At 65.1% G+C, this 16,448-nt stretch carries 10 protein-coding genes; 6 read left to right on the top strand and 4 right to left on the bottom strand.

Going from position 1 to position 16,448, the window contains the following annotated elements; all coding sequences use genetic code 11:
• The first annotated feature begins 77 nt into the window (after positions 1 to 77).
• The 6 genes from FRAAU_RS04460 (at position 78) to mfd (ending at position 9,587) form a co-directional block, all read left to right on the top strand.
• Positions 78 to 2,237 carry an AsmA family protein gene (locus FRAAU_RS04460; protein ID WP_014402377.1) on the top strand — a complete coding sequence of 720 codons (2,160 nt, stop codon included), beginning with the start codon at positions 78 to 80 and terminating at the stop codon, positions 2,235 to 2,237.
• Between the two features lie 96 nt (positions 2,238 to 2,333).
• Entirely contained in the window at positions 2,334 to 3,260 is a 927-nt protein-coding gene (locus FRAAU_RS04455) for an EamA family transporter (protein ID WP_014402376.1), read from the top strand.
• Between the two features lie 491 nt (positions 3,261 to 3,751).
• Positions 3,752 to 4,606 carry a 23S rRNA (adenine(2030)-N(6))-methyltransferase RlmJ gene (locus tag FRAAU_RS04450; RefSeq protein ID WP_014402375.1) on the top strand — a complete coding sequence of 285 codons (855 nt, stop codon included), beginning with the start codon at positions 3,752 to 3,754 and terminating at the stop codon, positions 4,604 to 4,606.
• A gap of 73 nt (positions 4,607 to 4,679) precedes the next feature.
• A complete protein-coding gene (locus FRAAU_RS04445; RefSeq protein ID WP_014402374.1) occupies positions 4,680 to 5,195 on the top strand; it encodes a Slp family lipoprotein in 516 nt (171 codons plus the stop codon).
• Positions 5,196 to 5,389: 194 nt separating this feature from the next.
• Positions 5,390 to 6,007 (top strand): GNAT family N-acetyltransferase, encoded by a 618-nt coding sequence (locus tag FRAAU_RS04440; protein WP_014402373.1) that lies wholly within the window; start codon positions 5,390 to 5,392, stop codon positions 6,005 to 6,007.
• A gap of 115 nt (positions 6,008 to 6,122) precedes the next feature.
• Positions 6,123 to 9,587 (top strand): transcription-repair coupling factor, encoded by a 3,465-nt coding sequence (mfd, locus tag FRAAU_RS04435; RefSeq protein ID WP_014402372.1) that lies wholly within the window; start codon positions 6,123 to 6,125, stop codon positions 9,585 to 9,587.
• An 86-nt stretch (positions 9,588 to 9,673) separates the two neighbouring features.
• On the opposite strand, the gene FRAAU_RS04430 is transcribed toward mfd, so the two are convergent.
• The 4 genes from FRAAU_RS04430 to FRAAU_RS04415 all read right to left on the bottom strand — a co-directional run bounded on the left by FRAAU_RS04430 (position 9,674) and on the right by FRAAU_RS04415 (position 16,434).
• Positions 9,674 to 12,445, bottom strand: coding sequence for a putative bifunctional diguanylate cyclase/phosphodiesterase (locus FRAAU_RS04430; RefSeq protein ID WP_014402371.1), 2,772 nt, complete (start codon positions 12,443 to 12,445; stop codon positions 9,674 to 9,676).
• A gap of 67 nt (positions 12,446 to 12,512) precedes the next feature.
• Positions 12,513 to 13,328, bottom strand: coding sequence for an iron-containing redox enzyme family protein (locus FRAAU_RS04425; RefSeq protein WP_014402370.1), 816 nt, complete (start codon positions 13,326 to 13,328; stop codon positions 12,513 to 12,515).
• Positions 13,329 to 13,813: 485 nt separating this feature from the next.
• Positions 13,814 to 15,541, bottom strand: coding sequence for a single-stranded-DNA-specific exonuclease RecJ (gene recJ, locus FRAAU_RS04420; RefSeq protein ID WP_014402369.1), 1,728 nt, complete (start codon positions 15,539 to 15,541; stop codon positions 13,814 to 13,816).
• Positions 15,529 to 16,434 carry a hypothetical protein gene (locus FRAAU_RS04415; RefSeq protein ID WP_083841219.1) on the bottom strand — a complete coding sequence of 302 codons (906 nt, stop codon included), beginning with the start codon at positions 16,432 to 16,434 and terminating at the stop codon, positions 15,529 to 15,531. Before FRAAU_RS04415 ends, recJ begins: the two co-directional genes overlap by 13 nt.
• Positions 16,435 to 16,448 lie beyond the last annotated feature (14 nt).

Below are 16,448 nucleotides of genomic sequence, written 5' to 3'. Positions count from 1 at the left end.
GGGCATCGGCACAGGCCGGCCTTGCCGGCTCATCACCCTGTCGTCGCCCGACCCCCATCAGGATCCGAGGAGCGACGGTGGTATCCAAGCGCACACGTAACTGGATATGGGTACTGGCCGGACTGCTGGTCCTGCTGCCGGTGGTGCTGGTCATCGTGATTGCCTGCTTCAACTGGAACCGGCTGCGGCCGCGCATCAGCAGCGAAGCCAGTGCCGCCCTGGGTCGCAGCGTCACCATCCAGGGCGACCTGAAGGTCCGCTGGATGCTGGATGCCGATGTGCACGGCTGGCGTCACTGGATTCCCTCGCCCGAGATCACGGCCAACGACATCCTCGTCGGCAATCCCGACTGGGCCTCGCGGCCGATGTTCGCCACCGTGCAGGCCCTGCATCTGCGGATCGCTCTGCCACCGCTGCTGCATCACCATGTGTCGATTTCCGGTATCCGTCTGGACGGGCCGGCCATCGATCTGGAACGGGACCGTCCCGACCGCGCCAACTGGCAGTTTCCGTTCATGTCCTCAAGCTCGACGACGCCCTCGGCCTGGAGCTTCGACATCGGCACCATCGGCTTCGGCGAAGGTGCGCTGCATCTGCAGGACAGCGTCACGGTCAGCGACTTCGACATCAAGGTCACGCCGATGCAGACGGCGATTCCCTATGATCAGCTGGTGGCCCAGGACTCCGCGGACGACAACAGGCCCGCCGACGGCAAGCACACTCCTCACCCCGGGCTGGAGGCGATCAGCTCGCCAGCCGCCAGCAGGGCGCAGTATCAGTTTGCTCTGGCAATCCAGGGCAAATACCAGCATGTGCCGATCCGGGGCCAGGGCCACATCGGCGCGGTACTGGCCTTGCAGGAAACCGATGTCCCTTTCCCGGTACAAGCCGATCTGCGGATGGGTGATTCCCGGATCGCCCTGATCGGCACCTTCATGGACCCGGTGCATCTGGGCGCACTGAATCTGTATCTGCGGTTTTCCGGCCAAAGCATGGCCAAGCTGTACCCGCTGATCGGGGTTACCCTGCCGGACACCTCCAGCTACGAGACCCGCGGTCATCTGCTGGCCCAGATTCGCCGTCATGGCAGCTATTTCAGCTACCAGAACTTCAGCGGTCGGGTCGGTCGGAGTGACATCGATGGCAGCCTCACCTATGCCACCGGCCAGCCGGTCGCCAGCCTGAAGGGCCAGGTGCATTCCCGCCTGCTGCGCTTCGCCGATCTGGCGCCTCTGATCGGCGCCGACTCCGGCGCGGAAAAACGCCGGCGCGGTGACGCCGCTGCCCAGCCCAAGGGCAAGGTGCTGCCGGTCGAGTCCTTCCGCACGGATCGCTGGCAAGCCATGAATGCCGATGTGCAATTCAAGGCCGATCAGATCATCCACCCTTCGGCACCGCCGATCCGAGACCTGAGCACCCATCTGACCCTGCAGCAGGGCGCGCTGGGACTGGATCCTTTGCAGGTCGGGCTGGCCGGCGGCACCTTGGCCGGAACCGTGCATCTGGACGGCGGAAAGGTGCCGATGCGGGGCGCGCTGCAACTGCAGGCCCGCCATCTGCGGTTGCGCCAGCTGTTTCCCAAGGTCGAACTGATGCGCAACAGCCTGGGCGAAATCAATGGCGACATGGCGATCAAGGCCAGCGGCAATTCGGTGGCCGCCCTGCTTGGCAGTGCCGATGGCCAGCTGAAGCTGGTGATGAACGATGGCGCCATCAGCCGCAATCTGCTGGAAATGGCCGGACTCAATATCGGCAATATCGTGGTCGGAAAATTGTTTGGCGATCACAACGTGAAGATCAATTGTGCCGCCGCCGACCTGCAGGCCAGCCATGGCCTGATCGACAACAAGCTGTTCCTGCTGGATACCCCGGATGCGCTGATCCATGTGAAAGGCGATATCGACATGCGCGACGAGAAGATGGATCTGACCGTGACGCCGCATACCCGTGGCCTGCGGATCCTGACCTTGCGCTCGCCACTGTATGTCGCCGGCACGTTCAAGGATCCCAGCATCGGCGTCAAGGCCGGACCGCTGATCCTGCGGGCCGCCGCCGCGATCGGGCTGGGCATCGTCGCCCCGCCGGCCGCCTTGCTGGCGCTGATTTCACCCAGCCATGGCGATCAGAGCCGGAACACCTGTCGCGCCACCTTGCAGCAGCTGCGGGCGGAGCCGGTGCGAGCGACCGGCAAACCGCGAAAACCGGCCGCTGGCAAGTTTCGGCCCAAGGCCGGCTGATCCCGAGCCTGCCGGGACCCGGAAGTTGCCGCTCCGCTCACCGGACGCCGGCAACCATGGCGCGTATAATCGGGCACCTTTTTCGACGTCTTGATCATGCCCGCCCTGACCCGTGCCCGCCTGCAAATCCATTTCTGCATTCTGCTCTGGGGGCTGACTGCCGTACTGGGACGGATGATCGACATCCCGGCTCTGGCTCTGGTGTGGTGGCGCATGAGCCTGGTGGTGCTGGCCCTGGTCATGCTGCCGGCCACCTGGCGGGCCCTGCGGACCCTGCAGCGCCGTCAATGGGCGGCTTGTGCCGGCATCGGCGTGCTGGTGACCTTGCATTGGCTGAGCTTCTATCTGGCGGTCAAGCTGGCCGATGCCTCGGTGGCTGCCACCTGCATTGCCCTGGGGCCGGCCTTTCTGGCCCTGATCGAACCCTGGATCGCACAGCGCCCCTTCAATCCCCGCGAGCTGCTGCTGAGCCTGCTGGTGATACCCGGCGTGGTCCTTGTCGCCGGCGGGATTCCGTCAGGCATGCATGCCGGCCTGCTGATCGGTATCGTCTCCGCCGCACTGATCGCCGTGTTCAGCGCCTGCAACAAACGGGTGACCAGCCAGATTCCGGCCCTGGCCATCACCGGTGTGGAATTCACCGCCGGCAGCCTGTGCCTGAGCGTGCTGAGTCTGCTTGCACCCGGCATGGGAACGTTCTGGCAATGGCCGCAGGGCCATGGCGGCCTGTTGCTGCTGGGCCTGGCCTTTGGCTGTACTCTGCTGCCCTACCTGCTGGCCTTGGTAGCCCTGCGCCAGCTGTCGGCCTTCGAAGTGCAGATCACCACCAATCTGGAACCGATCTACGCCATCGTTCTGGCCGCCCTGTTGCTGCACGAGCAACAGCATCTGCGACCGGGCTTCTATCTGGGTCTGATCTTGATTGTCGGTGTGGTGGCCTTGCAGCCCTTGTGGCTGCGTCCCGGCCGCCCCCATGCCGCTGCTGCTGCCGGCACCGCGGAATCCGGTCTGCCGCCGGCCTGATGCCAAACTCACCAAATTTGCCAAACTGAATAAACGTGATACATCTCATTCCATATTTGATTTTTTGAGATTTGAATCACAATATGTATGCGCTACTATTCACATGGAGAGCGCTACACATGACTTGGACGCCAAGATCTTCGTGAATGACGAAGGTCCGCCCGGCAAGAACCCCGTCAAGAAAGACGGCCGTCGGAGGGCTTGGCAAGATCAGCCTCCCGATGCCTCACCGGCTGGAGTCCGGTTTCACTGCCCGATGAACGGCAGGTCGGAGTGGTGGCCGCTGTGATACGCGTTGCAAGTTGCAGGGATACACGTCGGACCAAGGAGGGTCGCGCCCGGCGGTAATCGGCCACGTCCGGATCAGGATGATCCGCGTGCGTCGATGATCAAGGGGACAGGTTTCACTTGTCAGCGCGTATCACAGCGGCCACCACCAGGCGCCCCGCCGCCGCCGCTCGCCTATACTGGGGTCTTTGCCTGTCCCCGCCATGAACTATCAACACGCCTACCATGCCGGCAATTTTGCCGACGTGCACAAACATGTGATGCTGCGTGCCTTGCTGCAGGCCCTGCAGCAGAAGCCGACCCCCATCGGCCTGCTCGACACCCATGCCGGTGCCGGCGGTTACGCCCTCGATGGACGCGAAGCGACCGCCACCGGTGAATTCGCCGAGGGTATCGCCCGGCTGATCAAGACCACCGATGCCGCCGCCCCCGAACTGATTCGCGAGTGGCTGGTCGATATCCTGCAATGGCCTGCGAACCAGTCGGCCTTGCGCTTTTATCCCGGCTCGCCGTTGCAAGCCGCGGCTTGCCTGCGTGAAGGCGACACGCTGCAGTTGTGTGAAGTCCAGGACGCGGCCGTCGCCAGCCTGCGCAGGCAACTTGGCGGCAACCGCCAGGTGCATATCCACCAACGTGACGGTTATGCGGCCATGAAAGCCTTGCTTCCACCTCCGCAGAAGCGGGGCCTGGTCCTGATCGACCCGCCCTATGAAGCCCAGGAAGAAGAATACCGGACTCTGCAGGCCCGGCTGGATGAGGCGCTGGCGCGCTGGCCGGGCGGGGTCTATGCAGTCTGGTACCCGATCAAGCAAAGCCAGCGACTGCAGCCCTTTTACCGCTGGCTGGCTGGCTGCGCGGCCAAGCGCGTCCTGCGCAGCGAATTGCTGGTCCATCCCGCAGACAGTCCTTTGCGCCTCAACGGCAGCGGACTGGTGGTACTGAATGCGCCCTGGCAACTGGATCAGTCGGTACGCAGCGCCATGCACTGGCTCGGCCTGCAACTGGGTGCACCGGGCGAGCGCGCCGCCGTGACCCTGGACTGGCTGCGTCAGGACTGAGGCTGGACGCCATCCGATGGGCATGGCAGGGTGCCGCATTGATGTTGCGTGCACACGACCGAGGAGATCCACCATGCTGGCTGCCATGCCCCGTTCCACCCGCCGCAGTGCGCTGCTGGGCCTGCTCGTGCTGAGCCTTGCCGCTTGTGCGCCAGCGCCCATCTACAAGACCACCGCGCAATCGACGCCGGCACTGCCCGGTACGGTGATGGCCGCTCCCCATCTGTACCAGGGCAAGGACGTGGTCTGGGCCGGGCGCATTCTGGGGGTCGACAATTTCAGGGACCACAGCGAAATCCAGATCCAGGCCTATCCCAGCGACAGCTCGCAACGGCCGATCCTGAAACGCCAGCCCAATACCCGCTTTGTGGCCGTGCTGCCGGGCTTTGTGGAACCTTTGGACTATCCGGTCGGTACCCCGATCACGGTAGCGGGTCGCTTCGTCGGCACACGCGTCTACCCTGCCGGTGAGGTCCGCCTGATCCTGCCGCTGGTCAGCGTGGCCCAGGCCCATCGCTGGACCGCCCAGGAAATGGATGCAGGTCATACGCATTTCCAGTTCGGCATCGGTGCCGGCGTCGGTTTCTGAGTCAGGCATCAAGCCGGACGACTCCGGCCCGGCACCTGGTGCGATGACCGGCCCGCATCCCGAATCAGGCCAGCCTTACAACAAGACAGGGTCGAACACGTGTTGCCACGCATTATGCGTGGCGATATGACGCATGTATAATCCCGGTGCCGGCAGACTCCCGTTCTGCGATTTGGATCACAATACGGCCACGTATGGTCCTTTCTCCCGCCCGCCCTCGCAGCGTACTTGCCCCGGATGATCCGGCCGGTTTTCTGCCGCCTCCTGCGGTCGAACGCTTCGATGCGCTGGCACTGGAAAACGCGTCGCCGACCGAATCGGTGACCACCCGCGACGGCCGGCCATTGCAATTGCGAGCCATCCGTCCCGCCGACGCCGAGCTGTTGCAGCGATGTTTCCAGCGCCTGTCGCCGCTGGAGATCCGGCGACGTTTCATGCATGCCATGGGAGTGCTGTCCCCGGCGATGCTGCACCGGCTCAGCCATGTCGATCCGGCCCGGGAAACGGCGCTGGCCCTGATCGAAGGCGGCCCTCGCCCCGAATTGCACGCGGTGGCCCGGACATTTGTCGATACAGCCGCCGCAAGTGCCGAGTTTTCGCTGATGGTGGAGCGCGACTGGGCCCGTCAGGGGCTGGGCGGCATGCTGATGCAGCGCCTGATCGATGACAGCCTGACTCGCGGCCTGCACGAGCTGTGGGGGTATGTGCTGGTCGAGAACGTGCCGATGATGCGCTTGTGCAGCCAGTTGGGATTCAAGACCCGGCTGGCGCCGCAGGAACCGGGCACGGTAGTGCTTTCGCGCCGGCTGTAACCGGTCTGCCGCGGCGCCGGCCATGCCATCGGTCATGGCGCGGCCCGTCACCTTCGGCAGGGTACAATCGGGGTCTTCTTCCGCAGAGTGTTCCGGCCCACGGCCATTCCCGCCAATGACCCCACGATTCCCGACTGTTCCGCTTCCGACCTCACCCCGCCACCGGCAGTTTCTGCTCCGTCCGGCCGGCTCCGCCGAAGCCCTGCTGCTGGCGCAGACCGCTGCCGGCCACAAGGGGCTGCTGGTTGCCGTGTGCGCGGATACGCAGGGTGCCATCGCACTGGAAAGCGAGCTGAAGCTGTTTGCGGGCGACCTGCCGGTGTTGCAGTTCCCGGACTGGGAGACCCTGCCCTACGATGTGTTCAGCCCGCATCCGGATGTAGTCTCGCAACGGATTGCCACGCTTTATCGGTTACCGGCACTGGAACGGGGCATTCTGGTCGTACCCGTCGCCACGCTGATGCAGCGGATCGCACCGGCCAGCCACATCCGCGGCAGCGGCCTGATGCTGTACCGGGGCGGACGGCTGGATCTGGTCGAGGAGCAACGGCGCCTGCAATCAGTGGGCTACCGCAATGTGCCCCAGGTCAGCGAGCCGGGCGATTATGCGGTCCGCGGCTCGGTGCTGGACATCTACGCCATGGGCGCGCCCGAACCCTATCGGGTGGAGCTGCTGGATGACGAGATCGAGTCGATTCGCCGCTTCGATCCGGAGAGCCAGCGCTCGCAGGACCAGATCGAGTCGGTCGAACTGCTGCCGGCCCGCGAATTTCCGGTCACCGAGCAGGCAGCCCGCGACTTCCGCCAGCGCCTGCGCGAACGCTTCCCCATCGATATCCGGCGCTGCCCCGTCTACCAGGACATGAAGGAAGGCAGCACGCCCGGCGGCATCGAGTACTACCTGCCGATGTTCTTCGAGGCAACCGCCACCCTGTTCGACTATCTGCCGGCCGGGGCCATCTTCGTGCTGGGCGAGGAGGTGCTGGCATCGGCCGAGCGGTTCTGGACCCAGATCGAATCGCGTTACGACCAGCGCGCACATGACATCGAACGGCCGGTACTGCCGCCTGCCGAACTGTATCTCCCGGTGGAGGCACTGCGCGAACAGCTCAACCTGCGGCTGCGGATCGAGGAAGTGCCGGCCGGCCACGCCCATGCCTTCGACAGCGGCAGCCAGTCCGCCCCGGAAGTCCCGCTCAATGCCAAGGGGCAGGAATCGGGCACGGCCCTGCGCCAGTTGCTGCAAAACGATCCGCGGCCGCTGCTGATCGCGGCCGATTCGGCCGGCCGCCGCGAGGCCCTGATCGAACAGCTCGCCGAGCTGGACCTGCGTCCGCACGGCATCGACAGCTGGGCGCAGTATCTGCCGCTGTGGCTGGATGGCAAGGCGCCGCCGCTGGCGATCACGGTGGCACCGCTGGAGCAAGGCTTCAGCCTGCAGCAGCCGGGCCTGATCCTGTTGACCGAACGCGAACTGCTGGGCGAACGGGTCCGTACCGAGCGGCGCCGACGGCGCGGCACGGCACGTGATCCGGAGGCCATCATCCGGGATCTGACCGAGCTGACCATCGGCGCGCCCATCGTGCATGTCGACCATGGCGTGGGCCAATACCAGGGCTTGCTGTCGATGGATATCGGCGGCATGGCCGGCGAATTCCTGACCATCGAATATGCCAAGGGCGACAAGCTGTATGTGCCGGTGGCCCAGTTGGGCCTGGTCAGCCGCTACAGCGGCACCGCCCCGGAACTGGCCCCCCTGCATTCGCTGGGCGGCGATGCCTGGGAACGGGCCCGCAAGAAGGCGGCCGAAAAGGTCCGTGACGTGGCTGCCGAACTGCTGGGCATCTATGCCCAGCGCGAGGCCCGTGGCGGACAGTCGCTGGAAATCGACCGGCGCATGGTCGAATCCTTTGGCGCCAGCTTTCCCTTCGACGAAACCCCGGACCAGGAACAGGCCATCAAGGCGGTGCTGGGCGATCTGTCCGCGCCACGGGCGATGGATCGCGTGATCTGCGGCGATGTCGGTTTCGGCAAGACCGAAGTGGCCTTGCGCGCGGCCTTTGCCGCCGCCACCGCCGGCAAGCAGGTCGCGGTGCTGGTGCCGACTACCCTGCTGGCCCAGCAGCACTATCGCAACTTCGCCGACCGTTTCGCCGACTGGCCGATCCGGGTCGACGTGCTGTCACGCTTTCGCGCCAAGAAGGATGTCGATGCCGCCCTGCAGCGGCTGGCCGAAGGGCAGATCGACGTCATCATCGGCACTCACAAGTTGCTGCAGCCGGAAATCCGCTTCAAGGACCTGGGCCTGGTGGTGGTCGATGAAGAGCAGCGTTTCGGCGTGCGCCAGAAGGAGCAGCTGAAGAAGCTGCGCGCCGAGGTCGATCTGCTGACCATGACGGCGACGCCGATCCCGCGCACCTTGAACATGGCGATGAGCGGACTGCGCGACCTGTCGCTGATCGCGACCCCGCCGGCCCACCGCATGGCCGTGAGCACTTTCATTTCCACCTGGGAACCAGCCCTGATCCGCGAGGCTTTCCAGCGCGAGCTGGCCCGTGGCGGCCAGGTCTATCTGCTGCACAACGAAGTGGAAAGCATCGAGCGCTGCGCCCGTGATCTGCAGGAACTGATTCCCGAGGCCCGCATCGGCATCGCCCACGGTCAGCTGCCCGAGCGCGAGCTGGAGCAGGTGATGGCCGACTTCCACCGGCAGCGCTTCAACGTGCTGGTCTGCACGACCATCATCGAGACCGGCATCGACATCCCCACCGCCAATACCATCATCATCAACCGCGCCGATCGTTTCGGGCTGGCCCAGCTGCACCAGCTGCGCGGTCGCGTCGGCCGTTCGCACCATCGGGCCTACGCCTATCTGATCGTGCCGGATCGCAAGACGATCAGCGCCGATGCCGAGAAACGGCTGGAGGCCCTGGCCTCGCTGGAGGAGCTGGGCGCCGGCTTCACCCTGGCTACCCACGATCTGGAAATCCGCGGCGCCGGCGAACTGCTGGGCGACGAACAGTCCGGCCAGATCCAGGAAATCGGCTTCGGTCTGTATACCGAGCTGCTGGAGCGGGCGGTACGCGCCCTGAAGTCGGGCAAGGTTCCGGATTTCGATCTCAGCTCCGAACACGAGACCGAGGTCGAGCTGCATCTGCCGGCGCTGATCCCCGACGACTATCTGCCGGATGTGCATACCCGGCTGACCTTGTACAAGCGCATTGCCAGCGTCCGCACCGATGCCGCTCTGCGCGAGCTGCAGGTAGAGATGATTGATCGCTTCGGACTGCTGCCGGAGCAGGCCAGGACCTTGTTCGCAGTAGCCAGTCTGAAGCTGGCGGCGACCCCGCTGGGCATCCGCAAGCTGGAATTCGGCCCGCTGGGCGGTCGCTTGCAGTTCCGCGAGAAACCCGATGTCGATCCGATGCGGATCATCCAGCTGGTCCAGCGTCAGCCGCGGATCTACAAGCTGGACGGTCAGGACAAGCTGCGCATCAGCATGGAGCTGGAGGACGGTCCTGCGCGGATCGAGGCCGCCCGCCATCTGCTGCGTGAACTGGGTGCACGCATCGGCACCTGACCCCGCCGCGCCGCCGGCCACGGGCCGGCGGCGTCCGCGATCCGTCCCGGTCCTTCAATACCCGGGACTGTCGGCTTGCCGACGACCTATTCGGTGGTGCGGTCCGCGCCGCCTCCTGAGCCGACCAGGCGCAGAGGCATCGGCTGATGCCCCGGATCGCGACATAACAGCCGCTCGATTTCGGCCGCATCCAGCGGGTAGGCGTAGTAATAGCCCTGCCCTTCCTCGCAGCCGGCCCGCAACATGAACTGATGCTGCGCCTCGACCTCCACGCCTTCGGCGATGGTGTGAAGGCCCAGGGCGCGGGCAATGCCCAGCAGCGCTTCGATGATCGCCACATCATCCGGGTTGCCCGGCAGGCCCGAAACGAAGGATCGGTCCAGTTTCAGATACTCGATGGCCGGCAGCTTGAGATAGGCCATCGAGGAATAACCGGTGCCGAAATCGTCGATCGCCACGCCCACGCCCAGATGATGCAGGGCCCGCATCGCCCGCTCGGTATCTTCGCCCAGCCGCAACATCACCCGCTCGGTGATCTCGATCATCAGCCGCGAAGGATCGAAACCGTGACGCTGAATCAGCCGCTGAAGGCTGTCGACGAAACCTTCCTGGCTGAAACCGTGGGCCGAAAGATTCACAGCCACCCGGATCGGCGGGACACCGGCACGATCCCAGCGTTCGATCTGGGCACAGGCCGCCTGCAGCACCCATTCATCAATTCGCCGGATCAGGCCCATCTGCTCGGCGGCCTCGATGAACTCACCCGGCATCACGCAGCCGCGCTCCGGATGCCGCCAGCGCAGCAAGGCTTCCACCGCGACGATGCGCCCGGTCTTGAGCTCGACGCTGGGCTGGTAGGCCATAAAGAATTCATCAGCCCCCAGGGCCCTCCGCAATTCGGTCGCCAGCCGCAGACGACGTCGTGAATCGGCCTGCATCAAGGGCGAGTAAAAACGGAAGGTATTGCGCTCTTCCATCTTGGCGGCATACATCGCTGCATCGGCACTGACCATCAGGCTGGCCGAATCCAGGCCGTCCAGCGGATAACCGGCGATGCCGATGCTGGCGCCCAGAGTGAATTCGTAATCGCCGACCCGCACCGGTTCGAACAGCCGTGTCAGCAGGCCGGTCACCATCCCGGCCACTTCCTCGCGGGTGCCAAGGTCGGGCACCAAGGCCGTGAATTCGTCGCCGCCAATACGCGCCACCGAGACCTTGGGACCCAGTTGCAGGCGTATCCGCTCGGCGACAAGGATCAGCAACTGATCGCCGACATCGTGGTTGTAGCTGTCGTTGACCGTCTTGAAGCCATCCAGGTCGATAAACATGATCGCCACCGCCCTGTGGCTGCTTTCCGCCTCCGTCAGCGCCTTGCGGCAGCGACGCTCGAACTCGACCCGGTTCAGCAGTCCGGTCAGCGAATCATGGGTGGCCAGATGTTCCAGCCGGCGCTGATTGTCCTTGGTGCTGGTGATATTGCTGAAGACCGCCACATAGCGGCGGACTTCACCATTGTCGCCAAGAATGGTGCTCAGGCTCAGCATTTCCGGATAGCATTCGCCATCGGCGGTCTGGCTGAGGACTTCTCCGGTCCAGTTGCCGCCGGCCGCCAGCGTTTCCCAGATCGAGGCCGGCAGGGGCTGGCCGTCAAACTGGCTGCGCGAACTGTCCAGCACCCGCCCGCGCAACTCCCGCTGGGAATAGCCGGTGATCTTGGTGCAGGCCGGGTTGGCGAACATGACGCGCCGATCCGGACCGGCGATCATCACGCCCTCGACAATCCCCGCCAGAGCCTCCGCAGCAACCCGACGTTCCTCGTCCATCAGCAGTCGCTCGGTGATATCGCGCAACACGATTTGCAGCACTTCGCGGCCGCGCCACTGCGCGCTGGAACGCTGCAGCTCAACCACTCGACCCGGGGGATGCGAGTCGCGCAGCCGCTGGGTCTGCGGCCTGGCCAGATCCACCAGCTCATCCTCGAACAAGACATCCAGAGTATGCGAGGTCATCCAGTCGGCATGACGGCCGGTCCACATCCTTACCGTGCGATTGGCATCCAGAATGGTCCGGGTCAGCGGATCGATGACGACAATGCCCGTATTGGCATTGTCGAACAGCCGCTGATAACGCTCCTGCGAGTCATGAATGCTGACGACCACCCGCTGTGCGGTCAGCATCCACAGCAGAAAAGTCAGCAGGATCACCGCCATCACACCAAGATACAGGGCACGCGAGATCGACTGTGCGCCCTCGGCCAGCTCGGAGGAAAACACCAGGGTCAGCGGCTGGATCACGTTGTTGACGGCAAGAATCCGCTCACGCAGGTGCTGCAGCTCGCTCGGGGGCGGCGGTGGCCTGCCCCGGTAGGCCTGCTCCAGCTGGTCGGCAATGCCATTGAGCTGGCCGATCCAGCTGTCGGTCTGCCGCCAGGCATCAATGGCCCGGTCAGCCCAGGGCACCCACGAGCCCCAGCGCAGCAGCACCGAGATGCCGCCGGTGGCCGAAGGCAGGATCTTGCCACGCACGAAGGCTTCCGCCACCTGCCGTCGATCCCCCTGACCGTGGATCAGTGCATCCCGGGCCCATGCATCGGATTGCAGAATCGCGGCGTAGCGACGAAAAGCCTGCAGATTGCTCTCGTGACCGGTGACGGCATACTCGCCCAGCTCGATCACGGCCTGCTTCTGGTACTTGGACCAGACACTCTCGGCGTCGAGAAAACCGCCGAGAGTGACCTGAATCTGCAGCGCCCCCCAGGTCAAGCCCATGATCAGGATCACGATCGCACCCAGGCCATATCCCAACGGCAACAGCCGTCTGGCCAGGGAACGCTGCCGGGCTTCAATCCGATTGGACATGAGGCGAGAAGGATTCCTTGGATCAGGACAGAAAGGGTTCCCCGCCATAGTGCCCAATTTTCATGAATTAAGCTGCTACTTCATTGTCGCGTTCCGTCGATACCGCTTCACGCGGTCCGGATAGCGTATCCGACGACCACTGGACCAGGCAGCGATCCAGCGAGATCTTCAGGCTGACATAGCTGCGACGGATGCATTCGCGCAGATGCGCCACATCTTCAGCCTTGGGGTTCATGCCCATCAGGGTGCAGATGATCTCAAGTGCCTCCCAGGGGTGGGCATCGTCGTAGGCAGCATGCAACTGCAACCAGCGCAGGGACAGCTTGCGACCTTCCGAGGGCAGACTCTCGCGGTAGGTCTCACTGGCATACACCACTTGCGACAGCTCGCCGGTCGCCCCTTCAACCGCGTAATTGGTGGCAATCATGCCGGCAGCCAGTGTATCGGCCCTCGACACCTCCTCGCACCAGTTGGCCAGCGTGTCGGTCCCCTGCGGCACCTGGCCATGCAGCACCTGCTCACGACTGATGCCGGCACCTTCGGCCCAGGCAATCCAGTAATCGGCATGATTCTGCTCGACCCGGATATTGCGGACCAGCCAGCGACGGGCCATGTCGTCCCCCTGGCTGCGCCCATAGCGGGTTTTCAGCAGATTCATCGACATGTAGCCGGGAAACCGCTCAATGACCGGCCAGAGTCCGGTCATGAAGTGACGGGTGGCGACCGGACCCAGCGTGGCATCGCGCATGGCAAGGCAGAGCTCGTGCTCGTTGATCAGCCGCTTCGAGTCGGTGTTGTCGTGCACCATGTCCTGGGCCCAGCGCGGATAGCTGTGCAGATCCTGCAGATCACCGTGGCGTTCGAAGTTGACGTGGTTGTTCATGATCAATGTCCTTTGGCTTGGATAACGCGGAACGGAACACTGCCGCCCGCGAGCCCTTGCCCGAAACATCGACGGCAGCATCCCCCCCGGTGCGAAATGCACCGGAAGTCCGATAGTGCCATTGCCATGCCGTATGGCGATCAGCCCGTCTGCCGACCAAGGTGCTGACCAAAGCGGTACCTGGTTGGCCTTGAATCCCGGTTTCTTCCGATGGTTCCTTGCTGAGAGACCACCTGGGCACGTTCGTGCCGTGCCTAACGACGCGGGCCAGATGCAGCCGTCCCTGCATGGATCTGGCCGTCCGCTGAGGAACGAGGCAGATCAGGAAGCGGCATCAGTCCGGCTGCCCCCACATCACCTTGCGGCCGGATCTGCCGTCTGGCTCATCATCGGCGGAAGATCCGGCCCGTTCCCGGCCAGAGTCCCCGTCGCGATCAAGTGGCCGCAACAACTGGCCGTGCCGGCTTCTTCCCGTCGCCGGCGTCTCAGGCAGGTCCGATCTGGCGCAGGATCATGCGGACTTCCAGCCGGCCCTGCCATTCGTTGACCGCCAGCTCGTAGACCGCATGCAGGCGGGCCGGCGGCACGGTATCCACATCGATATTGAACATCACCGCGTCCAGATGCCGACCGTCACGCGGATCACGCAGCCGCAGCCGCCAGTGCTTCTCGCCCATCATGCGCCAGTTGACGCAGTCAAAGACATTGTCGAACAACGGCTCGGGGAAGGCCTGGCCCCAAGGGCCGGCCTGCCGCAATTGCTGCGCCAGTTCCAGTCCGGCTTCGCCGGGCGCCAGCTCGCCATCGGTATGCAGCACGGCCGACAACTGTTCAGCGCTCAAGGTTTCGCTGGCCAGCTGGTTGAACAACTCGGCAAAACGCGGGTAATGCGCCAGCGGCAGGCTGAGACCGGCCGCCATCGCATGACCGCCGAAGCGTTCGATCAGACCGGGTTCGCGGGCATCGATCAACGCCAGTGCATCGCGGATATGAAAGCCGCTGATGGAACGGGCCGAGCCACGCAAGGCATCGGGCTGCTCGGCGCTGGCCGGCGCAAAGGCCACCACCGGCCGGTGCCGCTGATCCTTGACCCGCGAAGCGACCAGTCCGATCACGCCGGGATGCCAGGAGGGTTCGTACAGACAGATGCCGACGGCGCGGGTGTCGGCCAGCACGTCGTCGGCCAGCACCTGGGCCTCCTCGACCATGTCCGACTGCAAGGCCCTGCGCTCGCGATTGATGCGATCGAGCTGCTCCGCGTAGTCACGGGCCTGACCGACATCATCGGTCAACAGGCACTCCACCCCCAGGCTCATGTCTTCCAGCCGGCCCGCCGCATTCAGCCGCGGACCTACCGCAAAACCCAGGTCAGAAGCACTGATGCGGGCCGGATCACGCTTGCCGACTTCGAGCAGGCCGAGAATGCCGGGACAGGCCCGGCCACTGCGGATCCGGCGCAGACCGGCATCGACCAGAATCCGGTTGTTGAAATCCAGCGGCACCAGGTCAGCCACCGTGCCCAGGGCGACCAGATCCAGCAGGCCGGACAGATCCGGCTCGGGACGGTCGGCGTAATCGCCACGCGCGCGCAGCCAGGCACGCAGCGCCAGCATCAGATAGAACATCACGCCGACGCCGGCCAGGGCCTTGCTGGGAAAGCCTTCGTCCGGCAGGTTCGGATTCACCATCGCATCGGCCGTCGGCAGCACATCGCCCGGCAGATGATGATCGGTGACGATCACGCGGCAGCCTCGGGCCTGCGCCAGAGCCACACCTTCCACGCTGGCCACGCCATTGTCCACGGTCAGGATCAGGCTCGGCAGCCGCGGCAGCGATTCGATCAAGGCCGCGCTGAGGCCGTAGCCATGCACGGCCCGGTCGGGAATCACATAGCCGACCCGGCTCGCGCCAAGCCGTTGCAGCGCACGGACCGCCACGGCGGTGCCGGTGGCACCGTCGCAATCGTAGTCGCCGGCGACCAGGATATCGCCGCCGGCATCGATCACCTCGGCCAGCAAGGCGGCGGCGGCATCGAGGCCGCCCAATTGTGTCGGCGCCAGCAAGCGCGCCAGCCGGTATTCGGCTTCGTCCGGGGTCAGCACGCCACGGGCGGCGTAGACCCGCTGCAAGGCCGGATGCACCTGCGGACTCCAGCCATGCGAAGCACCCAGCGGCTCACGGCGGCGTACCGTCGCCGGATTCAGTCCGTCCATGCCGATCTCCAGAAACGCCAGCGATGCCAGGGCCGCTGCTGCCAGCGGCGCCCGTCAGGCAAGCGCCATTGCAAGGGGTGCCGACGGCCCAGTCGGGCCAGCACCGCCAGCCAGGGATGCAAGGACTCGCGGTCCAGCGTCTGCAGATCCACCAACCAAGGTCCCTGCAGGCCTTCCAACGTCGCCGGCACCCACTCGCCGGCCGTCAGCCCGGCCGCCGCCGCGGCGGCCAGCAGCACCGGATCGTCACTGATCACGCCCTGCCAGCGACTGCGCATGCGAGGCGGCAGCCGCCCGCCGCCCCAGAACCAGAGGCTGTTGACCGGCGGCAGGCCGCTTGCCTGCCGCTGCGCATTCAGCGGATGGGCATGCAGCAGGGTCTGGACCTCATTGCACAGGATCCGCCAGCGCCGCCCCTCCGCTCCGGCCGGCACGAAGGCCAGCACATCGGCCCCCATCGCCTGACTGGGCGGCATCAGCGCCGGGGCAGGCAGTCCCTCAGGCAGACGCAGCTGCCAATACTCCGGGTCATCGACATGTAACTCGATCTCATGCTCGGCAAACAAGGGCTGCAGATCGCGCCCCAGCGCAGCGGCATCGCCCGGGCTCAACTGCATCTGCTGGCAAGCCAGCAGGCGGGCACCGTTCATGTCCGGCTGGATCCAGGCTGGATCGGCCGCCAGCCAGACGGACTCGCCCGCATCGCCGGCCAGATGCTGACGCAGCAGCGCCGCCACCGGCATCTCGTCCGTCCCGCCAAAGCCGAAACCCTCGGCCACCGCCGCCTGCACATCGGCCAGACCGGCCCCGATGACATCGGCCCGGCCCAGCCAGCGGGCCGGACCATCGCCAGCCGGCAGCCGTTCCGCGCCGGACGGCAGCCAGATCTCCATCAATGTCCCGGCCT

The sequence above is a fragment of the Frateuria aurantia DSM 6220 genome, assembly GCF_000242255.2.
Classification (GTDB): domain Bacteria; phylum Pseudomonadota; class Gammaproteobacteria; order Xanthomonadales; family Rhodanobacteraceae; genus Frateuria; species Frateuria aurantia.
The sequence above is the reverse complement of the archived record's forward strand: the minus strand, read 5'-3'. Positions and strand labels throughout refer to the sequence as shown.